Here is a 22,869-nt window from a genome sequence, read left to right as displayed (position 1 = left end):
TTGAAGAGTATTGGAATTTTAGGTGGAACATTCAACCCGCCTCATTTGGGGCATTTAATGATGGCAAATGAGGTTTTGCATGCCTTGAAATTAGATGAGATATGGTTCATGCCGTCGTACATTCCACCTCATAAAACAATCAAAGAGCCTATTGAGCCATATCATCGTTTACAGATGCTAAAGCTAGCTATTGAAGAACATGATCAATTTACTCTGCAGCCGATTGAATTTGAGCGCAAAGAGCCTTCATATACATATGATACGATGAGAATACTAACAGAGAAATATCCAACGTATCAGTTTCATTTCATCATTGGTGCTGATATGGTAGAATATTTGCCGAAGTGGTATGAAATTGATGAATTAGTCAATTTGGTTACATTTGTAGGTGTAAAGCGCCCGGGGTATACCATTACGTCCCCTTACCCGATAAAAGAAGTAGAAGTTCCACAGTTTGATGTCTCCTCTTCCTTTATTCGCGAACGAGTAGTAAAGAAAGAAACCATTCGTTATTTTATACCTGCTGGTGTTAAACAATATATCGAGGAGAATCAATTATATGAATCGAACTGAGGCATTAGAAATCGTAAAGAAACAGTTAACAGAACGTCGTTATATTCATACTGTTGGGGTAATGGAAACAGCAATTGAATTAGCTAAGCGTTTTGAAGCAGACGAAAAAAAAGCAGAACTGGCTGCTATTTTTCATGACTACGCCAAGTTTCGTCCAAAGGAAGAGATGAAGCAAATTATTATTGATCAAAACATGAATCCTTCTTTATTGGAATACAATACCGAATTATGGCATGCTCCAGTAGGCGCGTTTTTAGTTAGAAATGAAGTAGGGATTACGGATAAGGAAGTATTGGATGCAATTGCTTACCATACATCTGGAAGACCTGGCATGACGTTACTTGAAAAAATTGTGTACGTTGCTGATTACATTGAACCTGGAAGGAGATTTCTAGGTGTTGATGAAGTGCGGGAGTTAGCTAAAACCGACTTAAATGCAGCACTTATTCAATCACTAAAAAACACCATTTCTTTTTTAATGACTAAACATCAGGCCGTTTATCCCGATACGATGATGACATATAATGATTTAATCTTAGGAGGTCAAACACATGACTGAACGTGAATTGCTATCTCTTGTTGTAGAAGCAGCAGACGATAAAAAAGCAATCGATATCGTAGCGTTAAATATGGAAGGAATCTCACTTGTGGCAGATTATTTTGTTATTTGTCACGGTAACTCAGATAAACAAGTGCAGGCAATCGCTCGTGAAATTAAAGAAAAAGCACACGAACAAGGCGTTTCTGTGAAGCGTTTAGAAGGATTTGAGCAGGCTAAGTGGGTTCTTGTTGATCTTGGAGATGTTGTGGTTCACATTTTCCATAAAGATGAGCGCGGATATTATAACTTAGAACGCTTATGGGGAGATGCACCATTTGTAAGTTCAGAAGAGCTACAGCTATGAGCAGGTACGGAGAATTTGCCTACGTATATGATCAGCTAATGGCAGACGTTCCGTATGACGATTGGGCTGAATTTTTTAATCAGCAGGTGGCAAAAGCGAAAACAAAGCCTGACAGTATATTAGACCTTGCCTGCGGCACGGGAGAACTCTCCGTTCGATTTGCAAAAGAAGGTTTCTCCGTAGTAGGCGTTGATTTGTCTGATGATATGCTTATGGTAGCTCAAGAAAAGGCAGCAGAAGCAGGGGTAACGCTATCTCTTTTTCAACAAAACATGGCGGAACTTGAGTTATTGAAAGAGTTTGACTGTGTAGTAATTTTTTGTGATTCTTTGAACTATTTGCAAAGTGATAAAGAAGTTCAAGAAACCATTCAACGTGTATATAAGCACTTAAAACCAGGTGGACTCTTTATATTTGATGTTCATTCGGTGCATAAGATGCAGCATGTATTTGGAAATCAATCTTTTTCTTACGTAGATGAAGACGTGTCATATATTTGGAATTGCGCCTATAATGATGCAGATATCCGCGTAGAGCATGATATTACGTTTTTTGCTTATGATGAAGAAATCGATGCATATCATCGCTTTGATGAGGTGCATGCTCAGCGCACTTGGTCGATTGACCATTATCAATCATGGCTGAGCGAAGCTGGTTTTATAAATATAGAAGTAAGTGCAGATTTCAAAATGAGTGAGCCTACTTCAAACAGTGAGCGCATCTTTTTCTCTGCGCAAAAAAAAGAAGCCGAGTAGAGGCTTCTTTTTTTGTTTCAAAGCAGGATTTCTACAGAAATTATGGAATAAGACTATCAAACTGATTGTGAACAAGCTCAATGTCTTCGTCAAATTTTTCATGTGTTTTTTGAAATACGTGCACAAACATTTCTCCGAGTTCAGCTTCTAAAACTTTAATACCTTCTCCAGTTACACCACCTTTTACGCATACTTTATCCTGTAGGGTAGGAAGCGTAAATATTTCTTTTTCCAACAGTTTTCCCATTCCAATAATCATATCACTGGCCATGACGGTAGCTTCTTCTTCAGAAATATTTGTTTCTTGAACTGCTGCATCAATAAAGCGTTGAAGCAAAAAGCTGAAGAATGCAGGACCGCAGCTTACGATATCAGATGATACGCGCGTAATCGTTTGATCAATGGCCACAGGCTTTGACATAGATGAAAATAATTCATGTAAATAATTTTGGTAAAAAGGCGTACATCTTTCTCCAAACGTGAAAAGAGAAACACCTGCTAATGCTCGATTCGTAATGCTAGGGATAATTCTAGCTGCTTGACTCGGAATGAGGCGTTCGATTTGTTCTACGCTAATTGGACTGGTAATGGATACAATGCAGTGATCTTTCGTCAGCAGTGGTTCTAATTTTATTAAAAGGGGGTGAATATCCAATGGCTTAACACAAATAAAAATGACTTTGGATGCGTGAACAACTTCTTCAGCTGTATCAGCAACATGAATTTTTTTATGCTGCTGTTGAATCTCTTTGGCTCTTTTTTTTGTGCGATTCATAATAGTAATTTTAGAAGGACGTACGGCTTTTGATTCAATAAACGCATCAATTAATATTTTCCCCATGTTTCCTGTTCCGATAAACCCTATGTTCACTGATTCATTCCCTCCTTCAAAAGCCTTTTCTTCTAAACACTATGAAGACGTAACGGAATTTATGACGTTACTTCAAAATTCAAAGGAGTGTACAATTTGACTTTTTCAAAAAAACAATGGCTAATTGGGTGTGTTTGCTTAGCAGTTGGATTGGCTTTTTATATCTATCGCACGGGCGGAGAGAAACCGGAAAGTTCTCTTCAAACCTCAGATATGATAAAGGCAGAATCTTCTGCTACAAAAAAAGAAGGAGAGTCGTCTGATCAAGTCATTTCAAGCCAAGATTCCCCGTTTGTTATGGTGGATATTAAAGGAGCTGTTCAGAAGCCTGGTGTATACCAGCTTCCGAAAGATGCAAGGGTAAAAGATGCTCTAGCACAAGCCGGAGGCGCTACGAAAGAAGCGGACTTAAGACAGCTCAATTTAGCTAGCAAGCTACAAGATGAAATGGCTGTTTACATTCCAGCTGCTGGAGAAGAAATCCCGCCTTCATCTCCAGTTTCTTCAATCTCTTCCTCAGGAACTTCAAATGATCAGCCCCTTGTTAATATTAATACAGCGAACACTGATGAACTACAAACGTTAAATGGCATTGGACCTTCAAAAGCGAGTGCCATCGTTTCATATCGAGAGGAAAATGGCTTGTTTCAAACAGTAGAGGATTTGGGGCAAGTATCAGGTATTGGCGAGAAGTCGCTAGAAAAAATCAAAGCTCAAATTACGGTACAGTAGAGACTTATTGACGAAAAAGGAAAAGAAACGCTACACTATGAAAGAGACAAGTATAATTATAATTATTCAGTTAAATAAAAAGGTAGGGAATGAGATGAACCGGATTTCATGGGATCAATATTTTATGGCACAAAGCCATTTGCTAGCTTTAAGAAGCACTTGTGAACGTCTGGCTGTTGGGGCTACAGTGGTGCGTGATAAACGTATTATAGCTGGAGGATACAACGGCTCGATCAGCGGAGGCGTGCATTGTGCTGACGAAGGCTGTTATGTGATTGATGGACACTGTGTAAGAACTGTCCATGCAGAAGTGAATGCACTGCTACAGTGTGCTAAGTTTGGTGTGAAAACAGAAGATGCGGAAGTATACGTCACGCATTTTCCTTGTTTAAACTGCTGTAAAGCCCTTATTCAAGCGGGAATTAAAACAGTATATTACGCTAATGATTACAAAAATCATCCGTATGCTGTTGAGTTATTTCAACAGGCGGGAGTGAAAACAGCAAAAGTTGAACTTGATGAAGCAATCATTGACTTAAAAAGTAAAGAGAAGCTTCAATTTGTGACGGATGTTCTCGCTCGTTTAGAAAAAAGCGGAGCTGACGAAGCAGAAGTGATGAATTTACAGCGCGAAGCTCTCGCTTTGTTTACGGCAAATTAAAGGTAAAAGAGGTTTTTTACTTGGTAACAGTAAGAAGCCTCTTTCTTTTAAGAAGAAAGGAGCTAAAAGTGAAAGGATATTATATTTACTGTGCTTTTAGCATGATGATAGCTTTATATGTATATGATAATCATTCCGCTGTAAGCCTGTTTTTGCTAATCTTGCTTTTCATTTTTCAATGGCTACAATGTCCGAGGAAAGTGGTTATTGCTTCTGCACTGTTGAGTGTTTTGTGCGTCTACCTATTAGCTGAGACAAATAAGCATAACAAAACGGTTCTTTTAGCTGAATCTTCTACTTTTACAGGCGAAATTTCATCTGTTCCGCATAGTGACGGCGATAAGCTTACTTTTAAGTTTACGGTTCAAAATGAAGAGGTCATGGCTTTTTATAAACTAAAAACGTTGGAAGAGAAACGGCAGCTCGAAAAGCTAACGATTCATCAAGTTTGTCAACTAGCGGGGCAATTAACTTCTCCTTCACCTGCTCGCAATCTTCATGCATTTGATTATCAGCAATATTTGTACCATCAGTCTATTCATTGGCAGCTTAACGTCAAGAGACTTGATTTGGTAAAGTGCCATCTCCCCACTTTAACTCCACTTACGTACCTTACTTTTATTCGTCAAAAAGGAATTAATTACATTCAACAAAATATTTCGGATCCAGGCGCTGGGTTTATGCAGGCACTAATTTACGGCGAGCGCACTGGCATCGAAGAAGAGAGTATCAAGCGCTATCAGCAATTTGGTTTAATACACTTGCTTGCCATATCAGGTCTTCATGTTGGACTGCTGACAGCGATGTGTTTTTATTTGCTAATTCGGATTGGAATAACGCGCGAGCGAGCCATTACGCTTTTACTTTTGCTTCTTCCTGTATACATGGTTTTGGCCGGTGGCAGCGCTTCAGTTGTCCGAGCTGTTCTTATGAGTATGCTGATGCTTATATCGATAAAAATACAAAGAAAAATTCTTTTGATTGATAGCATCAGCCTTGCTTTTATGGCCATGCTGCTTTTTAAGCCGTACTATTTATTTGATGTAGGATTTCAGCTTTCTTTTGCCGTTAGTTTTGCATTGATTTTATCGAGTCAGACGATTTTACCTCGTTTTCATTCTTCTTTCAGCCAGCTCATGGCTGTTTCAGCGATTGCACAAGTCAGTTCACTTCCTTTATTGTTGTACTATTTTTATGGAGTATCTCTCCTCAGTTTGCCATTAAATATGGTTTTTGTACCGCTGTTTTCTCTTGTTGTATTACCTCTTTGTTTGCTCATTCTTTTTGTTCGTATCATCTTGCCGGGAGTGAGTGAATTGCTGGAGCAAATTCTTCATATTCTTTTACTTTTTTGTGAAAAATTGCTTGGATTTTTTGAGTGGATTCCCGCTGATTTTGTAACGGGAAAACCCCACATTGTGCTGTTTTTGGGCATGTACTTATGCATTTATGCTTTATTTGTGGCGGTGGAAGAAGGAGAATTTTTCGTTCGCTATATGTTTCTTCTCGTGGCATTGTTAGCCGCACAATGTATGTATCCTTATTTGAATCCAAAAGGAACGATCACAATGGTCGATGTAGGACAAGGCGACTGCTTTATCATTGAGCTTCCTTATCGAAAAGGTGTGTATATGATCGATACCGGAGGAACCGTTTCATTTCCAAAAGAACCATGGCAAAAACGTCGTTCTTCTTTTGACGTGGGAGAAGACGTACTTGTTCCCTTTTTGCATTCAAAAGGAATGACAAGGGTAGATAAAATGATTATCACACACGGCGATTATGATCACGCAGGGGCGGCACAGCATTTATTTTCACAAGTGGCTGTCGGAGAGCTGGTGCTTGGGAAAAAAGCTGAATTAAATGACGTAGAGACTGGCTTGGTGATCGCTGCTCAAAAACAAAGCGTGCCTGTTCAAATTGTTCAACAAGGAGATAGCTGGCAAGAAGGAGGTGTCTTATTTGAGATTATTTCTCCGACAGGTTTCGAAGAAACGAGCAACAACGGCTCAATTGTAATAGACGCTAAGTTAGGAAATTTAAGATGGCTATTCACCGGAGATTTAGAAAAGGAAGGAGAACAAAGAATATTGAAAGGCTTTCCAAACCTTAAAGCAGATGTATTAAAAGTTGGGCATCATGGCAGTAAAACTTCAACTTCAGAAGAGTTTGTTCAACATTTAAATCCTAAAGTAGCGCTTGTTTCAGCGGGACAAAAAAATCGTTATGGTCATCCTCATCAAGAAATATTAGAGCTTCTGAAAAGCTACGGAGTGTATATTTATCGAACGGATGAAGATGGTGGGGTAATGTATGAATTTACAAAAAAGTCAGGAACGTTTTCGCGGCAACTTCCATAGTCTATAGTAAGAAAAACGAACTAAAAAAGACTGCTAAGAAGCAGCCTTGAAGCAATTTTACGAACCCAAGTAGTGAATCACAGTTGCAATAACAAATAAGGCAGTGAAAAAGCCAAATGAAACACCAAATCCTACGGCAGAATCGACAGCGTCGTTGCGTTTACTTTGGACACTTTCTTCAAATTGGTTCATTAACACCCCTCCTGTTTACAGTATAATCTAACTTTTTTTAAAAATCTAGACAATTTAAAAGCGTTTTCACAAACTGACAACAGTTAACAACTATACTTTATGAGCATGAGGAGAAAATAGAGATAAGGGTTTAATCATTAACAAATAAGTAACCTAGGGCTTATATTGTTAATGTTTATTATAAACTGAGGAATTGTCGTTTTAAGGCAATTCCTTTTGTATTGTTGCCAAAAACTCATAACACCTTTACGATAGAAATTGTATTTTGTTTATCAGTAACTATACATAATCAATATAGATGAATAAAAAAGAGGAGCGTATATACGTTGGCAGTTGATAGCTTAAAAAGTATTACCAAAAATAATATAGCCCCCGTTTACTTAATACACGGGGTCAATGCATTTATGAGTAAAAAGATTAGAGATAAAATCGTCGACTATACGTTAAATGAAGAAGATAAAGAATTTAACTTGTCACTATACGATTTAGAAGAAACATCGATTGATCAAGTTCTAGAAGATGCTGAAACGCTTCCTTTTTTAGGAGACAAGCGTGTAGTGGTTGCGAAAAATGCAGCATTTTTAACGGCTGAAAAATCGAAAGATAAAGTAGAGCATGATCTCGCAAAACTTCAGCAATATGTGGAGCAGCCCCCGTCTTTTTCAACATTAATTCTACTAGCCCCTTATGAAAAGCTGGATGAAAGAAAAAAAATAACAAAATTGTTAAAAAAACAAGCAGCTTACATCGAAGCGAACGAATTTGGTGAAAAAGAAATGAAGCAGTGGATTCATAATTTACTTTCAAAAGATGGAGTGAATATGGATGAAGATGCTGTAACGCTGCTTATTCAGCTTGTGGGTCTTAATGTAACGCTTGTGACAAATGAAATTGAAAAAATGGTGTTATACGTTGGACAAGGCGGAGTCATTACAAAAGAAGTTGTGCTTAAGCTTGTGGCAAAAACGCTTGAACAAAATGTATTTACGCTTATTGACGCTGTTATTCAGCGAAAGGTTTCTACTGCTTTAAATATGTATCAGGATTTACTGCGTAATAACGAAGAGCCTATTAAAATTTTATCTTTGTTAGCGACGCAGTTTCGTTTGATTTATCATACGAAGCAGCTGTCTAGCCAAGGGTACGGTCAGCAGCAAATTGCTCAAACGATTAAGGTTCATCCGTTTCGTGTAAAAATTGCTTTGCAGCAGAGCAGAAGTTTTGAGGAACAGCAGCTTAAAGGAATTTTAAGGGATTTAGCAGAGGCAGATTATGAAATGAAGACAGGAAAAATGGATAAAGCGCTTATTTTACAGCTGTTTTTACTAAAAAGAGCGCAATAAAAAAACGATCCTAATGGGATCGTTTTTGTCTCAATTATGCAGATAAACCGTTAAGTTTTACTGCTAAGCGAGATTTTTGACGAGCTGCAGCATTTTTGTGGATAATACCAGATTGTGCAGCTTTGTCTAATTTTTTAGAAGCAACAGCAAATGCTGCTTTTGCGTTATCTACATCGTTGTTTTCAACTAAAGCTTCAAAGTTTTTGATTGCAGTACGCATAGCTGATTTAGCTTGAATGTTATGAGCACGGCGAGCTTCAGTAGTTTTTACACGTTTGATAGCTGATTTAATGTTTGGCATCCGTTTCACCTCCCGAAATGATAACAATCGAGATTATATAGAACTCGACATTCTTCACAATAAGAACAAAAGATATTTTATCAAACACAAGGACAGAATGCAATAGCCTTGACAAGGAATTTTATATGACAGATCTCTCTTCACAAGCTTGTAGCTGATATTGAGCCCTTCCTTCTACTTTTCATTTCTTAAATGCATGAATCTGCCAGTCCTCGGTGACAATAATTTCAACAAAGATTGTCTAGGAGGTTAAGAAATGGAAAAAGAACTTGATTTAAGTCAATATAGCGTGCGCACGGATTTAGCTGTCGAAGCAAAAGACATAGCGTTAGAAAACCAGCCTAAACCGAATAACCAGTCAGAAATCAAAGGCGTAATTGTAAAAGAAAAAGAAGAACAAGATGTCAAAATTTCAATGGTAGAAATTACGGAAGAGGGCGCAGAAGCAATCGGTAAGAAAAAAGGCCGATATGTAACCCTTGAATCGGTAGGCATTCGCGAGCAGGATACTGAAAAGCAAGAGGCCATGGAAGAAGTATTTGCTAAAGAGCTGAATTTTTTTATTAAAAGCCTCAACATTCCAGATGATGCTAGCTGTCTTGTAGTGGGTCTTGGAAACTTAAGTGTTACACCAGATGCGCTTGGACCAAAGGCAGTAGATAATTTGTTGATTACAAGACATTTGTTTGAGTTACAGCCTGAAAGCGTGCAAGATGGCTTTAGACCCGTTAGCGCCATTGTTCCGGGAGTAATGGGAATGACGGGTATTGAGACAAGTGATATTATCTTTGGCGTTGTAAAGAAAGTGAATCCAGATTTTATTATTGCAATCGATGCGCTGGCCGCTCGTTCGATTGAACGGGTAAATGCTACCATTCAAATTTCAGATTCAGGTATTCATCCGGGGTCTGGGGTTGGAAACAAGCGTAAAGAAATCAGTTATGAAACACTTGGCATTCCAGTTATTGCAATAGGTATTCCAACGGTGGTGGATGCTGTTTCCATTACAAGCGATACAATTGACTTTATCTTAAAACATTTCGGCCGAGAAATGAAAGAGCAGGGAAAGCCGTCTAAGTCACTGCTTCCGTCTGGTATGACGTTTGGAGAAAAAAAGAAGCTCACGGAGGATGATTTACCTAATGAAGAGCAGCGTCAAACGTATCTCGGTATGATTGGTACTCTTCCCGATGAAGAAAAAAGACGTCTTATTCATGAAGTGCTTGCACCTTTAGGCCATAATTTGATGGTTACGCCAAAAGAAGTGGATATGTTTATTGAAGATATGGCTAATGTAGTTGCAGGAGGACTTAACGCTGCTTTGCATCATGAAGTGGATCAAGAGAACTTTGGGGCATATACTCATTAATACGTTTTTAGATGAATGAGTTCTTCAGAATATAGTCATAATGGTTAGTACTACAGAAGATAAAGAAGTAAGGGGCCTAATAATATGATTAAATTTACTTTAAAATCAGTAGTGCTAACCATTTTTTTACTGTGTGTCGTATTTTTAGGAATGCAGACGGCTCAGCAAGGGTTGATTAAAATGAAGGGATATAATGATCCTTCGATTGAACATGTTATTAATGTGTCTAAAACGTCAGATGGTCAGGTGGAAGCTGCTGTTTTAGGTTCAAAAAAAGTCGTGAACATTGATGAAAAACAGCAGTTTTTAGAAAAACGAAAGGCTTTTAACTTTTTCTCCTCGCTAGGTCAAAGTCTAGCGGAAGGCGTGAAAAGTACAATAGGAAAAGCTTTTAAGGCTATCCATCATCTTCTTAATTAAAAGCAGAATCTCTTTCTGCTTTTTTGTATGGAAAAATCCCCAATGGAATGCTTATTGAATGTTGACGAATGTGTTGTTATAATTTAATTTAGTGTATTTTGCCGATTTTCAGTAGGAGTGAAAAAAATATGGATAGAGAAGCAAGATTGAAACGACAATCGAAAATCAGAAACTTTTCGATTATTGCTCATATAGACCACGGTAAGTCAACATTAGCAGACCGTATTTTAGAAAAAACAAATGCGTTAACACAGCGAGAAATGAAAGCTCAGCTTTTAGATTCGATGGATTTAGAACGTGAACGTGGAATTACCATTAAATTAAATGCTGTGCAGCTTCAATACAAAGCAAAAGATGGAGAAGAGTATACTTTTCATCTAATTGATACACCGGGACACGTCGATTTTACATATGAAGTGTCGCGAAGTTTAGCCGCGTGTGAAGGTGCTATTCTAGTAGTAGATGCAGCTCAAGGTATTGAAGCTCAAACATTAGCAAACGTATATTTAGCGCTTGATAACAACCTTGAAATTTTACCTGTCATTAATAAGATTGACCTGCCGAGCGCAGAGCCAGAGCGAGTGCGCCAAGAGGTTGAAGACGTAATTGGATTAGATGCGTCGGAAGCTGTATTAGCTTCAGCTAAAGCAGGAATTGGAATCGAAGAAATTTTAGAACAAATTGTTGAAAAAGTTCCTGCTCCTGAAGGGGATCCAGATGCACCGCTTCAAGCACTAATCTTTGATTCATTTTATGATGCATACCGAGGTGTAGTTGCATCTATTCGTATCGTACAGGGACGAGTAAAAGTAGGCGACAAAATTAAAATGATGGCAACAGGAAAAGAGTTTGAGGTAACGGAGCTAGGTGTGTTAACGCCAAAAGCCGTTGCTAAAGATGAACTTTCTGTTGGCGACGTAGGGTTTTTAACAGCAGCTATTAAAAACGTTGGAGATACGCGAGTAGGGGACACGATTACTCTTGCTAAAAACGGAGCAAGTGAACCTCTTCCTGGTTATCGTCGTCTGAATCCAATGGTATACTGCGGACTGTATCCGATTGATACAGCGAAGTATAACGATCTTCGTGAAGCACTAGAAAAGTTAGAGCTAAATGACTCTGCACTTCAGTTTGAACCAGAGACGTCTCAGGCCTTAGGGTTTGGTTTCCGATGTGGATTCTTAGGGTTGCTTCACATGGAAATTATCCAAGAGCGTATTGAGCGCGAATTTAAAATTGATTTAATTACAACAGCTCCAAGCGTTATTTATGACGTGTATTTAACAGACGAGACTCATCTGTCTGTAGATAACCCGTCTAATATGCCGGACCCACAAAAGATTGAACGTGTGGAAGAACCGTATGTGAAGGCAACGATGATGGTACCAAACGATTATGTTGGTGCTGTGATGGAGCTTTGTCAGAAGAAGCGAGGCAACTTTATTGATATGCAGTACTTGGATGCTAATCGCGTGAGTATTGTATACGAAATTCCACTAGCTGAAATTGTATATGATTTCTTTGATCAATTAAAATCAAATACAAAAGGCTATGCTTCGTTTGATTACGAGCTTATTGGATATCAGCCTTCGAAGCTTGTGAAGATGGATATTCTCTTAAACGGCGAAACGGTCGATGCGCTGTCCTTTATCGTGCACAGAGATTCAGCTTACGATCGTGGTAAAGTCATTGTAGAAAAGCTTAAAGAGCTTATTCCACGTCAACAGTTCGAAGTGCCGATTCAAGCGGCAATCGGTCAAAAAATTGTGGCGCGTTCAACAATTAAAGCCATTCGTAAAAACGTTTTAGCAAAATGTTACGGAGGAGATATCTCTCGTAAACGTAAACTTCTTGAAAAACAAAAAGAAGGTAAAAAACGTATGAAGCAGGTCGGTTCTGTTGAAGTACCGCAGGAAGCATTCATGGCTGTGCTTCGCATGGACGAAGATTAATAGCTGAAATTCTATTATTTAACATGTCAAATTAGTTTTGAAAATCAAGCTAATCTGATACGATAGTAAAGAGTTTTGAGCGCTGTAAATAAGTGTGAACGAACATAGATAAAAATACCGCAGAGAGACTCTGCGGTATTTTTATCATTTATAAATGTGATTGAGGTGGAAGTCCATGGTGAAGGCAGCATATCTGCATATCCCGTTTTGTCATCATATTTGTCACTATTGTGACTTTAATAAAGTGTTTTTCAAAAATCAGCCCGTTATGCCGTATTTGGAAAGCATGCGAGAAGAAATGAAACAAACAGTCGAACGTTATCCAACGACCAATTTAAACACGATATTCGTTGGGGGTGGAACGCCCACAGCCTTAGATGAACAGCAGCTAGAGTATTTTTTAGAATCCATTCGTATGTACCTCCCTTATGACGAGAAAGGTGAGTTTACATTTGAAGCGAATCCGAATGAATTGACAAAAGAAAAGCTTCAGCTTCTCCATGATTATGGTGTGAATCGTTTAAGCATTGGTGTACAAACGTTTAATGAAAGATTATTGGAGAAAATTGGACGTGTGCATTCAAATAGACAGGTATTTGATTGTGTTGAGCAAGCGAGAAAGATTGGAATGTCGAATATAAGCTTAGACTTAATTTATAGCCTGCCGGAACAAACGGTAGCTGATTTCTCTTCTACGCTTCAAACGGCTTTTTCATTAGAGGTAGAGCATATGTCTGCCTATTCGTTGATTATTGAACCTAAAACGGTATTTTATAATTTAATGAATAAAGGAAAGCTACCGTTGCCTGCTCAAGAAGAAGAAGCAGCTATGTATGAGCTGCTTATGAAAGAAATGGACAAACAAGGTTTTCATCAATATGAAATCAGTAATTTCGCAAAGCCAGGCTACGAGAGTATTCATAATCTAACATATTGGAACAACGAAGATTATTACGGAATTGGCGCAGGCGCACATAGCTATATAGACGGAATAAGACGAGCAAATATTGGACCATTAAAAAAGTACATTGATTCGGTCGAGCAAAACGGAAATGCATATCTCAATGAAGTGAGCGTGACCGAGGCTGAAAAAATGGAAGAAGAAATGTTTTTGGGCCTTCGTAAAACGAAAGGAGTCTCAAAAGAGGAGTTTAAGAAAAAATTCAATCGAGAATTAAAAGATGTATTTGGAGAACCTATTCAAGAATACAAAGAGAAAGGACTTTTGGGTGAAGACAATAGCTCAGTCTTTTTAACACACAATGGTCGATTTTTGGGGAATGAAGTTTTTCAAGCCTTTATTGGGATAATCTAATATCAAATCGTTGACATCGCTATAGTGATTTGGTAATTTATTATTAGATTTAGCACTCAGAGTTTTAGAGTGCTAACAGAGGTGATGAAGCGTGCTTACTGATCGACAGTTATTAATTTTACAAGTCATTATTGATGATTTCATTCGATCTGCGCAGCCGGTAGGCTCTCGAACATTATCTAAGAAAGAAGAGTTTAATTTTAGTTCGGCTACGATTCGTAATGAGATGTCAGACCTAGAAGAACTTGGATTTATTGAAAAAACTCATACTTCTTCAGGGCGCGTTCCGTCTGAGAAAGGTTATCGTTATTATGTTGATCATCTAGTGTCCCCGCAGCACTTGAAAGCAAGCGACGTTTCGACGGTACGTTCGGTATTCGCTGAACGCATTGTAGAACTGGAGCAGCTCGTTCAAAAGTCAGCGCAAATTTTATCTGATTTAACGAGTTTAACGTCTATTGTGCTAGGACCAAAAGCGGTCAGCCATAAGTTAAAACAGCTTCAGATTTTACCTTTAACGGCTCAGTCAGCTGTTGCCATTATTGTGACCGATACAGGACACGTTGAAAGTCGGACGATTACGCTGCCGAGCAGTATTCAACCTTCCGATATTGAAAAAATGGTTAACATTTTAAACGAAAAGCTCATCGGCGTTCGCATTACTGATTTACATGATAAAATGTACAAAGAAGTAGCGACGCTCTTAAAAAGCCATATTCAAGGGTATGAGCAGACGATGGATATACTCAATGATGCATTAAAGCTCAACATGAATGGCAAATTAGTAGTTGGCGGCAAAACGAATATGTTTGCTCAGCCGGAATTTCATGATCTTAATAAAATTCGCGGGCTGTTTAACATTATTGAACATGAACAGCAGTTTTATAAGCTGTTAAGCCCAAATGAGGCTGGCATACATGTGAAAATTGGCCATGAAAATAAATTGAATGAAATGGTAGGGTGCAGCTTAATTACAGCTAGTTATTCCTTTGGTCACGAACAGCTTGGCACAATTGCTATACTAGGACCGACCCGCATGGAATATGCGCGTGTGATTAGTTTGCTTACACTGCTGTCATCAGATATGTCTCAAGTATTAACAAACTTGTATAAAGAATAAAGGAATCGGGTGGAATATATTACTTCCATCCTTTCCCTGTGATAAAATAAAAATCGTTGTTTAAAATGTGAAAATGTGTGTAAACATTTAAGGGAGGTGAATGAATTGTCAAACGAAAAGCAAGTAGAAGAACAAAACGAAGAAGTGGTTGAAGAAGTTCAAACAGACGCTGCTGAAGCAACTGAAGCTGAAGTGTCTGAGGAAGTAAACCCTCTTCAACAAGAAAATGATCAATTAAAGCAACAGCTTGAAGAAGAAGAGAATCGCTACTTACGTCTACAAGCTGATTTCGATAATTTCCGTCGTCGTTCACGTCTCGATGCAGAAGCTGCTCAAAAATACCGTGCTCAATCATTAGTTTCGGATATTTTACCAGCACTTGATAACTTTGAACGTGCATTACAAGTTAACACAGCGGACGAACAAACTAAATCTGTGCTGCAAGGTGTAGAAATGGTATACCGTCAATTAGTAGAGGCACTTCAAAAAGAAGGTGTTGAAGCAATTGAATCAGTCGGGAAAACTTTCGATCCATACGAGCATCAAGCAGTGATGCAAGTAGAAGACGATGAATACGAACCAAACACGGTAGTAGAAGAGCTTCAAAAAGGTTACAAATTAAAAGATAAAATCATCCGCCCTGCGATGGTTAAAGTGAATCAATAACACTACATATTATGAAGGAGGTCATTGTCAATGAGTAAGATCATTGGTATCGATTTAGGTACAACTAACTCTTGTGTCGCTGTATTAGAAGGCGGCGAACCAAAAGTAATTCCAAATCCAGAAGGAAACCGTACAACGCCATCAGTTGTGGCATTCAAAAACGGTGAGCGTCAAGTTGGGGAAGTAGCGAAACGTCAAGCTATTACAAACCCTAACACAATTATTTCAGTTAAACGTCATATGGGTACAGACCATAAGGTAGAAGCTGAAGGAAAGCAATACACGCCTCAAGAAATGTCAGCTATCATTCTTCAACATTTAAAAGGTTATGCTGAAGAGTATTTAGGTGAGCCTGTAACAAAAGCTGTTATCACAGTTCCTGCTTACTTTAATGATGCTGAGCGTCAAGCAACAAAAGATGCTGGTAAAATTGCTGGTTTAGAAGTAGAGCGTATTATTAACGAGCCTACTGCAGCAGCACTTGCATACGGATTAGAAAAAACAGATGAAGATCAAACAGTTTTAGTTTATGACCTTGGTGGCGGTACGTTTGACGTATCTATTCTAGAACTTGGCGACGGCGTATTTGAAGTTCGCGCAACTGCAGGTGACAACCGCCTTGGTGGTGACGACTTTGACCAAGTAATCATCGACTATTTAGTAGCTGAATTCAAAAAAGAAAACGGCGTTGATTTAAGCAAAGATAAAATGGCGCTTCAACGTTTAAAAGATGCGGCTGAAAAAGCGAAAAAAGATTTATCAGGCGTAACATCTACACAAATTTCTTTACCATTTATCACTGCTGGAGAAGCTGGTCCTCTTCACTTAGAGGTATCTTTATCACGTGCTAAATTTGACGAGTTATCAGCAGGCCTTGTAGAGCGTACAATGGCTCCTGTGCGTCAAGCTTTAAAAGATGCAGGCCTTTCTGCAAGCGAACTTGATAAAGTAATCTTAGTTGGTGGTTCAACTCGTATCCCAGCGGTACAAGATGCAATCAAAAAAGAAACTGGTCAAGATCCTCACAAAGGTGTAAACCCTGATGAAGTAGTTGCACTTGGTGCAGCAATTCAAGGTGGCGTATTAACTGGGGATGTAAAAGACGTTGTATTACTAGACGTAACGCCTTTATCACTAGGTATCGAAACAATGGGTGGCGTATTTACAAAGCTAATTGAGCGTAATACGACGATTCCAACAAGTAAATCACAAGTATTCTCAACGGCTGCAGATAGCCAAACGGCTGTAGATATTCATGTTCTTCAAGGTGAGCGTCCAATGTCTGCAGACAACAAAACGCTAGGTCGTTTTCAGTTAACTGACATTCCACCTGCACCACGCGGAGTACCTCAAATCGAAGTATCATTCGATATTGACAAAAACGGTATCGTAAACGTTCGTGCAAAAGATTTAGGAACAAACAAAGAGCAAGCTATTACAATTAAATCTTCAACAGGTTTATCAGATGACGAAATCGACCGCATGGTAAAAGAAGCGGAAGAAAACGCAGATGCTGATAAGCAACGTAAAGAAGAAGTGGAACTACGCAATGAAGCAGATCAATTAGTGTTCACAACTGAAAAAACATTAAAAGATCTTGAAGGAAAAGTAGAAGAAGCTGAAGTAACAAAAGCTAACGAAGCAAAAGATGCTTTAAAAGCAGCGATTGAAAAGAATGACCTTGAAGAAATCAAAGCGAAAAAAGATGAACTTCAAGAAATCGTTCAAGCGTTAACTGTAAAATTGTATGAGCAAGCTCAACAAGCTCAGCAAGCAGGTGAACAAGGCGCTCAAAATGATGATGTTGTAGATGCAGAGTTTGAAGAAGTAAACGACGACAAAAAATAATGCATCTTGACGACTAACGTGAATGACGCCATGGTGCGATTCACATCTTTTTAAAAAGTCAAAGTCAAGCTTATTTCTTGGCTTTGACTTTTTTAACGTGGAAAAGCGAAAGGGAAAGTTTTTCTCTTAGCTCTCTGCGTGCACGGGAGCAATAGAAAGTAACTTTTATGTTGCTATGGAATTATTAATAATGATACAATTACGTTTATGTGAAACGATTCGGGAGTGAGTATTGATGAGTAAGCGAGATTACTATGAAGTACTCGGTATCAGTAAGAGCGCTACAAAAGATGAAATAAAAAAAGCATACCGCAAGCTTTCTAAACAATATCATCCAGATATTAACAAAGCGGAAGATGCTGCTGACAAATTTAAAGAAGTAAAAGAAGCATATGAAGTATTGAGTGATGACCAAAAAAAAGCACAATACGATCAATTTGGTCATACTGATCCAAATCAAGGCTTTGGCGGCTTTGGTGGAGGCGGCTCAGACTTTGGCGGCTTCGGCTTTGAAGATATTTTCAGCTCGATCTTTGGTGGTGGTGGTCGCAGACGTGACCCTAATGCTCCGAGACAAGGTGCCGATTTACAATACACGATGACACTTTCTTTTGAAGAAGCTGTTTTCGGAAAAGAAACAACAATTGAAATTCCACGTGAAGAAACGTGTGAAACATGTCACGGTTCAGGTGCAAAACCTGGAACAAAAGTCGATACATGTTCGCACTGTAATGGTTCAGGTCAGTTAAACGTTGAACAAAACACGCCGTTTGGCCGCGTGGTAAATCGACGTGCGTGTCATCATTGTAATGGTACGGGAAAAATCATTAAAGACAAATGTGCAACGTGCCACGGTGACGGTAAAGTAACAAAACGACGTAAAATTAATGTTAAAATTCCAGCTGGTGTAGATGATGGTCAACAGCTGCGCGTTAGTGCTCAAGGAGAACCAGGGGTAAATGGTGGTCCTCCGGGAGATTTATACGTAGTGTTCCACGTGCGCACTCATGAATTCTTTGAACGTGATGGAGACGATATCTACTGCGAAATGCCTTTAACGTTTGCTCAGGCAGCGCTAGGTGATGAAGTAGAAGTACCAACTCTACATGGCAAGGTGAAGCTGAAGATTCCTGCTGGTACACAAACGGGGACGAAATTCCGTTTAAAAGGAAAAGGTGTGGCAAACGTACGAGGGTATGGTCAAGGAGATCAGCATATTCACGTTCGAGTTGTAACTCCAACAAAAATATCAGAAAAACAAAAACAATTATTGCGTGAGTTCGCTGAACTGAGCGGTCAAGAAGCCGTTGATGAGCAGCATGATTCCTTTTTTGCAAAAGTAAAACGAGCAATTAAAGGAGAATAATTGTCTTTCATAGTAAACAGAGACAGGTTGGTAAAGGTACTTTGCCAACCTGTCATCTGTCATGTTCATATTTAAAATCCTATATTACTGAAGGCAGAAAGGATGAAGTTGGTAGCAATGAAATGGTCTGAAATTTGTATTCATACAGCGCAAGAAGCAATTGAACCCATCTCTCATATTTTACATGAATCAGGAGCTAGCGGGGTAGTCATTGAAGATCCTGCTGATTTAGTGAAGGACAGAGATACAACTTTTGGTGAAATCTACGATTTAAACGTAGAAGACTATCCAGAAGAAGGTGTAGTGATTAAAGCATACCTTCCAGTTAACAGCTTTTTAGCAGAAACTGTGGATGGTATCAAAAAAGAAATTAATGGACTGCTTGTTTACGACTTTGATTTAGGAGCTAACAAAGTTACGATCAGTGAAGTGAACGAGGAAGAGTGGGCCACTGCTTGGAAAAAATATTACCATCCCGTGAAAATTTCAGAGCGTTTTACGATTGTACCAACTTGGGAAAACTATGAAAAAGTAAGCACAGATGAATTGATTATCGAGCTTGATCCCGGAATGGCTTTTGGTACAGGTACGCATCCAACGACGGTTATGTCTCTTCAAGCATTGGAAAGAACAGTGAAAGCAGGAGATACTGTTATCGACGTGGGTACAGGTTCAGGAGTGCTAAGTATTGGCGCAGCTCTGTTAGGAGCAAGTAATGTACAAGCTCTAGACCTTGATGAAGTAGCCGTACGTTCTGCCCGCGAAAATATTGAACTGAATCAAGTTGGGAACGTCGTAACAGTAGGTCAAAACAACTTATTGCAAGGTATAGAAGGACCGGTTGACATTGTTGTGGCGAATATTCTAGCTGAAGTAATCGTTCGTTTTGTAGACGATGCTGCAAAGGTATTAAAGCCAGGAGGCATGTTCATTACATCAGGTATTATTAGTGCGAAAAAAGAAGATGTCAAAAAAGCGTTAACGGGAGCGGGCTTTGTTATTCAAGAAGTAACGCTTATGGAAGACTGGGTAGCAATTATTGCGCAAAAACAAGCTTAACAAGTGAGAAGGTGTCAAGATGCAACGTTATTTTCTGCCAAATGATCAATTTCAAGAGCAAAGTGTCATAGTGACACATGATGATGCCCATCATATCTCACGCGTCATGAGAATGAATGAAGGATCACAGTTTATTGCCTGTAATGAACAGGGGCAAGCTGCTTTGTGTGAAATTGAAAATATTTCCGCTAACGAAGTGAAAGCATCTATTATAGAATGGATAAGCGAAGAAAAAGAGCTTCCAGTCCATGTTACAATTGTGAACGGTCTGCCTAAAGGGGATAAGCTCGAGCTTATTATCCAAAAAGGGACAGAACTTGGGGCGTATAAGTTTATCCCTTTTATTGCGGCTCGTTCAGTTGTTAAATGGGATGATAAAAAGAGTCAAAAAAAATTAGATCGCTGGAACAAGATTGCTAAAGAGGCTGCAGAACAATCTCATCGTACGATTGTACCAGCAGTAGAAGCCCCAATTTCTTTTAAAAAACTAGTAGAAATTAGCGGTGACTATACTCATAAAGTTGTAGCCTATGAAGAAAGAGCGAAGCAAGGAGAAACATCTCATCTGCATGCTGTTCTTTCAGCTTTAAAACCCGGCAATTCCGTGCTTGTGGTTGTAGGCCCCGAGGGTGGTTTGACCGAGCAGGAAGTAGAAGTATTAGAAGAAAATGAATTTACAATAAGCGGATTTGGTCCGCGAATTTTACGAGCAGAAACAGCTCCTTTATATGCGCTGTCTGCTATATCTTATCAAACTGAGTTAATGAGGTGACGATTATGTCAACAGTTGCTTTTCACACGCTAGGGTGTAAAGTAAATCACTATGAAACAGAAGCAATTTGGCAATTGTTCAAAGGCCAAGGCTATGAGCGTGTTGAATATGAACAAACTGCCGATGTATATGTAATTAATACATGTACGGTAACAAATACAGGAGATAAAAAAAGCCGTCAAGTTATTCGCAGAGCTGTGCGAAAAAATCCAGATGCGGTTATTTGTGTAACCGGGTGTTATGCTCAAACTTCGCCTGCTGAAATTATGGCCATTCCTGGTGTTGATATCGTAGTAGGTACACAAGATCGCGTTAAGATGCTTGATTATATTGAACAATTTAAAAAAGAGCGTCAACCGATTAACGGCGTAGGAAATATTATGAAAACACGCGTATATGAAGAGCTAGATGTACCGGCTTTTACAGACCGTACACGTGCTTCGTTAAAGATTCAAGAAGGCTGTAACAACTTCTGCACATTCTGTATTATTCCATGGGCGCGCGGTTTAATGCGATCACGTGATCCTAAAGAAGTAGTAGCACAAGCACAGCAGCTAGTGGATGCGGGATATAAAGAAATTGTGTTAACAGGTATTCACACTGGCGGATACGGAGAAGACATGAAAGATTACAATCTTGCCCAGCTTCTTCGTGATTTAGAATCTCAAGTAAAAGGGCTAAAACGTATTCGTATTTCGTCAATCGAGGCAAGCCAAATTACGGACGAAGTGATTGAGGTACTAGATCAATCAGAAATGGTTGTACGTCATTTGCATATTCCTCTTCAATCAGGTTCAAATACGGTATTGAAGCGCATGCGTCGTAAGTATACAATGGAGTTCTTTGGTGAGCGCTTAAACCGTCTGAAAGAAGCTCTTCCTGGATTAGCGATTACATCAGATGTTATTGTTGGCTTCCCAGGTGAGACAGAAGAAGAGTTTATGGAGACGTATAACTTTATTAAAGAGCACGGTTTTTCAGAGCTTCACGTATTCCCATATTCTAAACGTACAGGTACGCCAGCAGCTCGTATGACCGACCAAATTGATGAAGAAGTAAAAAATGAACGTGTGCATCGTTTAATCGAACTTTCAAATCAATTGGCAAAAGAATATGCTTCAACGTTTGAAGGAGAAGTACTAGAAGTAATTCCGGAAGAAAAATATAAAGAAGATCCTGAAAGTGGTTTATATGTAGGATATACTGATAACTACTTAAAGGTTGTGTTTAAAGCGTCTGAAGAGATGGTTGGAAAGCTTGTAAAAGTTAAAATTTCAAAAGCTGGATATCCTTATAATGAAGGTGAGTTTGTTCGCGTGCTAGATGAGGTTCATCTTCAAGATCAGGTGAAAATGAGCTCATAACACTTATTGGAAAGCTGCGTGTATACGCAGCTTTTTTCATACGTATAAAAAAGCTGAACGAGTAATGTTTTATCAAGAAAGTTCATAAAATAAAGGGGGAATAACTGCATTACTTTGTGTAAAGCGGTTGACCTTAAGGAATCATTATATTATAATTGCAAAAGACATGTCTAACATGTCATTTCATTATGATGTTAGTGGTTTTGTTCGGAGGGAGGGAATTAGAATGTCAAGAACAGTTGTTCGTAAAAACGAATCGCTTGAAGATGCTCTTCGTCGCTTCAAACGTTCAGTTTCAAAAACTGGTACGTTACAAGAAGCAAGAAAGCGCGAATTCTATGAAAAGCCTAGCGTAAAGCGTAAGAAGAAATCTGAAGCTGCTAGAAAACGCAAGTTCTAATAAGAGGGTGGATTTATGAGTCTTCTCGAGCGTTTAAATAGTGATATGAAACAAGCGATGAAAAACAAAGAGAAAGAGAAGCTTGGGGTCATTCGTATGGTCAAAGCATCTCTTCAAAACGAAGCCATTAAGTTAGGAACTGACCTAACTGAAGCAGACGAGTTGACGGTTATTTCTCGCGAATTCAAACAACGTAAAGACTCCCTCCATGAATTTGAGAAAGCAGGTCGTCAAGATCTTGTTGATAAAATTCATTCTGAATTAGCGGTTTTAGAAGTTTACGCTCCTAAACAGCTAACTGAAGAAGAGTTATCTGAAATTATTAAAACGACGATTGAAGAAACGCAGTCTTCCTCTAAAGCTGATATGGGGAAAGTTATGGGAGCGCTTATGCCGAAAGTAAAAGGCAAAGCGGATGGCTCTCTTGTTAATAAGCTTGTCCTTCAACACTTATCATAAAAAACACCTTACCTTGTGTAAGGTGTTTTTTATATGAATAATAAACGAACGTATGTTTTGTTTTTC

General features: G+C 38.8%; 24 protein-coding genes. 21 read left to right on the top strand and 3 right to left on the bottom strand.

The window, feature by feature from the left end; translation table 11 throughout:
* From LIS78_RS23215 to LIS78_RS23200, 4 genes are read left to right on the top strand one after another with little or no spacing between them, the layout of a single operon-like run.
* Entirely contained in the window at window positions 1–573 is a 573-nt protein-coding gene (locus LIS78_RS23215) for a nicotinate-nucleotide adenylyltransferase (protein ID WP_025750563.1), read from the top strand.
* On the top strand, window positions 560–1,132 hold the full coding sequence (yqeK, locus tag LIS78_RS23210; RefSeq protein WP_252284403.1) for a bis(5'-nucleosyl)-tetraphosphatase (symmetrical) YqeK: 573 nt from the start codon (window positions 560–562) through the stop codon (window positions 1,130–1,132). The genes LIS78_RS23215 and yqeK overlap by 14 nt, the downstream gene beginning before the upstream one ends.
* A complete protein-coding gene (gene rsfS, locus LIS78_RS23205; RefSeq protein WP_195781831.1) occupies window positions 1,125–1,478 on the top strand; it encodes a ribosome silencing factor in 354 nt (117 codons plus the stop codon). Before yqeK ends, rsfS begins: the two co-directional genes overlap by 8 nt.
* Complete coding sequence (locus LIS78_RS23200) at window positions 1,475–2,233, top strand: class I SAM-dependent DNA methyltransferase (RefSeq protein ID WP_195781832.1); 759 nt, start codon at window positions 1,475–1,477, stop codon at window positions 2,231–2,233. Before rsfS ends, LIS78_RS23200 begins: the two co-directional genes overlap by 4 nt.
* Before the next feature lie 40 nt (window positions 2,234–2,273).
* Here the strand turns inward: LIS78_RS23200 and comER are convergent, their stop codons facing one another.
* Window positions 2,274–3,104, bottom strand: coding sequence for a late competence protein ComER (gene comER, locus LIS78_RS23195; protein ID WP_025750559.1), 831 nt, complete (start codon window positions 3,102–3,104; stop codon window positions 2,274–2,276).
* Between the two features lie 96 nt (window positions 3,105–3,200).
* Between comER and LIS78_RS23190 the strand changes: the two genes are divergently transcribed.
* From LIS78_RS23190 to LIS78_RS23180, 3 genes are all read left to right on the top strand, one after another.
* The gene (locus LIS78_RS23190; RefSeq protein ID WP_195781833.1) at window positions 3,201–3,836 is read left to right on the top strand and encodes a helix-hairpin-helix domain-containing protein; all 636 of its coding nucleotides are present in this window, start codon (window positions 3,201–3,203) and stop codon (window positions 3,834–3,836) included.
* Between the two features lie 94 nt (window positions 3,837–3,930).
* Complete coding sequence (locus LIS78_RS23185; RefSeq protein WP_025750557.1) at window positions 3,931–4,497, top strand: ComE operon protein 2; 567 nt, start codon at window positions 3,931–3,933, stop codon at window positions 4,495–4,497.
* A 68-nt stretch (window positions 4,498–4,565) separates the two neighbouring features.
* Window positions 4,566–6,857, top strand: a complete 2,292-nt coding sequence (locus LIS78_RS23180) for a DNA internalization-related competence protein ComEC/Rec2 (RefSeq protein WP_252284402.1) — start codon at window positions 4,566–4,568, stop codon at window positions 6,855–6,857.
* Between the two features lie 57 nt (window positions 6,858–6,914).
* Here the strand turns inward: LIS78_RS23180 and LIS78_RS23175 are convergent, their stop codons facing one another.
* Window positions 6,915–7,049: a YqzM family protein gene (locus tag LIS78_RS23175; protein WP_013059251.1), complete on the bottom strand. Its 135-nt coding sequence runs from the start codon at window positions 7,047–7,049 to the stop codon at window positions 6,915–6,917.
* A gap of 326 nt (window positions 7,050–7,375) precedes the next feature.
* On the opposite strand from LIS78_RS23175, the gene holA reads away from it, so the two are divergent.
* Window positions 7,376–8,392 (top strand): DNA polymerase III subunit delta, encoded by a 1,017-nt coding sequence (gene holA / locus LIS78_RS23170; RefSeq protein ID WP_195781835.1) that lies wholly within the window; start codon window positions 7,376–7,378, stop codon window positions 8,390–8,392.
* 34 nt (window positions 8,393–8,426) lie between these two features.
* Here the strand turns inward: holA and rpsT are convergent, their stop codons facing one another.
* Complete coding sequence (gene rpsT, locus LIS78_RS23165) at window positions 8,427–8,693, bottom strand: 30S ribosomal protein S20 (protein ID WP_013059249.1); 267 nt, start codon at window positions 8,691–8,693, stop codon at window positions 8,427–8,429.
* Window positions 8,694–8,949: 256 nt separating this feature from the next.
* On the opposite strand from rpsT, the gene gpr reads away from it, so the two are divergent.
* The 13 genes from gpr (at window position 8,950) to LIS78_RS23100 (ending at window position 22,803) form a co-directional block, all read left to right on the top strand.
* Entirely contained in the window at window positions 8,950–10,062 is a 1,113-nt protein-coding gene (gene gpr, locus LIS78_RS23160) for a GPR endopeptidase (RefSeq protein ID WP_182003490.1), read from the top strand.
* 84 nt (window positions 10,063–10,146) lie between these two features.
* Window positions 10,147–10,482, top strand: a complete 336-nt coding sequence (locus LIS78_RS23155) for a DUF3679 domain-containing protein (protein WP_014458177.1) — start codon at window positions 10,147–10,149, stop codon at window positions 10,480–10,482.
* A gap of 128 nt (window positions 10,483–10,610) precedes the next feature.
* The gene (lepA, locus tag LIS78_RS23150; RefSeq protein WP_013059246.1) at window positions 10,611–12,434 is read left to right on the top strand and encodes a translation elongation factor 4; all 1,824 of its coding nucleotides are present in this window, start codon (window positions 10,611–10,613) and stop codon (window positions 12,432–12,434) included.
* A gap of 175 nt (window positions 12,435–12,609) precedes the next feature.
* Window positions 12,610–13,749: a radical SAM family heme chaperone HemW gene (hemW, locus tag LIS78_RS23145; protein ID WP_195781836.1), complete on the top strand. Its 1,140-nt coding sequence runs from the start codon at window positions 12,610–12,612 to the stop codon at window positions 13,747–13,749.
* A 91-nt stretch (window positions 13,750–13,840) separates the two neighbouring features.
* On the top strand, window positions 13,841–14,869 hold the full coding sequence (gene hrcA / locus LIS78_RS23140; RefSeq protein WP_013059244.1) for a heat-inducible transcriptional repressor HrcA: 1,029 nt from the start codon (window positions 13,841–13,843) through the stop codon (window positions 14,867–14,869).
* A gap of 105 nt (window positions 14,870–14,974) precedes the next feature.
* Window positions 14,975–15,535 (top strand): nucleotide exchange factor GrpE, encoded by a 561-nt coding sequence (gene grpE, locus LIS78_RS23135; protein WP_016765598.1) that lies wholly within the window; start codon window positions 14,975–14,977, stop codon window positions 15,533–15,535.
* Between the two features lie 30 nt (window positions 15,536–15,565).
* Complete coding sequence (dnaK, locus tag LIS78_RS23130; RefSeq protein WP_013059242.1) at window positions 15,566–17,383, top strand: molecular chaperone DnaK; 1,818 nt, start codon at window positions 15,566–15,568, stop codon at window positions 17,381–17,383.
* 235 nt (window positions 17,384–17,618) lie between these two features.
* Window positions 17,619–18,749 (top strand): molecular chaperone DnaJ, encoded by a 1,131-nt coding sequence (gene dnaJ, locus LIS78_RS23125; protein WP_013059241.1) that lies wholly within the window; start codon window positions 17,619–17,621, stop codon window positions 18,747–18,749.
* A 117-nt stretch (window positions 18,750–18,866) separates the two neighbouring features.
* On the top strand, window positions 18,867–19,808 hold the full coding sequence (prmA, locus tag LIS78_RS23120) for a 50S ribosomal protein L11 methyltransferase (protein WP_013085059.1): 942 nt from the start codon (window positions 18,867–18,869) through the stop codon (window positions 19,806–19,808).
* 19 nt (window positions 19,809–19,827) lie between these two features.
* Window positions 19,828–20,580 carry a 16S rRNA (uracil(1498)-N(3))-methyltransferase gene (locus LIS78_RS23115; RefSeq protein ID WP_014458184.1) on the top strand — a complete coding sequence of 251 codons (753 nt, stop codon included), beginning with the start codon at window positions 19,828–19,830 and terminating at the stop codon, window positions 20,578–20,580.
* Between the two features lie 5 nt (window positions 20,581–20,585).
* On the top strand, window positions 20,586–21,944 hold the full coding sequence (mtaB, locus tag LIS78_RS23110) for a tRNA (N(6)-L-threonylcarbamoyladenosine(37)-C(2))-methylthiotransferase MtaB (protein WP_013059238.1): 1,359 nt from the start codon (window positions 20,586–20,588) through the stop codon (window positions 21,942–21,944).
* Between the two features lie 226 nt (window positions 21,945–22,170).
* Window positions 22,171–22,344: a 30S ribosomal protein S21 gene (gene rpsU, locus LIS78_RS23105; RefSeq protein ID WP_013059237.1), complete on the top strand. Its 174-nt coding sequence runs from the start codon at window positions 22,171–22,173 to the stop codon at window positions 22,342–22,344.
* 15 nt (window positions 22,345–22,359) lie between these two features.
* Entirely contained in the window at window positions 22,360–22,803 is a 444-nt protein-coding gene (locus LIS78_RS23100; protein ID WP_013059236.1) for a GatB/YqeY domain-containing protein, read from the top strand.
* Window positions 22,804–22,869 lie beyond the last annotated feature (66 nt).

It is taken from the genome of Priestia megaterium (genome assembly GCF_023824195.1).
GTDB classification, from domain to species: Bacteria; Bacillota; Bacilli; order Bacillales; family Bacillaceae_H; genus Priestia; species Priestia megaterium_D.
This window is presented reverse-complemented; position numbering and strand designations above follow the sequence as displayed.

Bases quoted from the DNA above. Each gene is read 5' to 3' on its own strand.
- yqeK (WP_252284403.1), top strand. From the start codon at position 560: ATGAATCGAACTGAGGCATTAGAAATCGTAAAGAAACAGTTAACAGAA.
- rsfS (WP_195781831.1), top strand. From the start codon at position 1,125: ATGACTGAACGTGAATTGCTATCTCTTGTTGTAGAAGCAGCAGACGAT.
- LIS78_RS23200 (WP_195781832.1), top strand. From the start codon at position 1,475: ATGAGCAGGTACGGAGAATTTGCCTACGTATATGATCAGCTAATGGCA.
- LIS78_RS23185 (WP_025750557.1), top strand. From the start codon at position 3,931: ATGAACCGGATTTCATGGGATCAATATTTTATGGCACAAAGCCATTTG.
- LIS78_RS23175 (WP_013059251.1), bottom strand. From the start codon at position 7,049: ATGAACCAATTTGAAGAAAGTGTCCAAAGTAAACGCAACGACGCTGTC.
- rpsT (WP_013059249.1), bottom strand. From the start codon at position 8,693: ATGCCAAACATTAAATCAGCTATCAAACGTGTAAAAACTACTGAAGCT.
- gpr (WP_182003490.1), top strand. From the start codon at position 8,950: ATGGAAAAAGAACTTGATTTAAGTCAATATAGCGTGCGCACGGATTTA.
- LIS78_RS23155 (WP_014458177.1), top strand. From the start codon at position 10,147: ATGATTAAATTTACTTTAAAATCAGTAGTGCTAACCATTTTTTTACTG.
- lepA (WP_013059246.1), top strand. From the start codon at position 10,611: ATGGATAGAGAAGCAAGATTGAAACGACAATCGAAAATCAGAAACTTT.
- hemW (WP_195781836.1), top strand. From the start codon at position 12,610: ATGGTGAAGGCAGCATATCTGCATATCCCGTTTTGTCATCATATTTGT.
- dnaK (WP_013059242.1), top strand. From the start codon at position 15,566: ATGAGTAAGATCATTGGTATCGATTTAGGTACAACTAACTCTTGTGTC.
- dnaJ (WP_013059241.1), top strand. From the start codon at position 17,619: ATGAGTAAGCGAGATTACTATGAAGTACTCGGTATCAGTAAGAGCGCT.
- prmA (WP_013085059.1), top strand. From the start codon at position 18,867: ATGAAATGGTCTGAAATTTGTATTCATACAGCGCAAGAAGCAATTGAA.
- LIS78_RS23115 (WP_014458184.1), top strand. From the start codon at position 19,828: ATGCAACGTTATTTTCTGCCAAATGATCAATTTCAAGAGCAAAGTGTC.
- mtaB (WP_013059238.1), top strand. From the start codon at position 20,586: ATGTCAACAGTTGCTTTTCACACGCTAGGGTGTAAAGTAAATCACTAT.
- rpsU (WP_013059237.1), top strand. From the start codon at position 22,171: ATGTCAAGAACAGTTGTTCGTAAAAACGAATCGCTTGAAGATGCTCTT.
- LIS78_RS23100 (WP_013059236.1), top strand. From the start codon at position 22,360: ATGAGTCTTCTCGAGCGTTTAAATAGTGATATGAAACAAGCGATGAAA.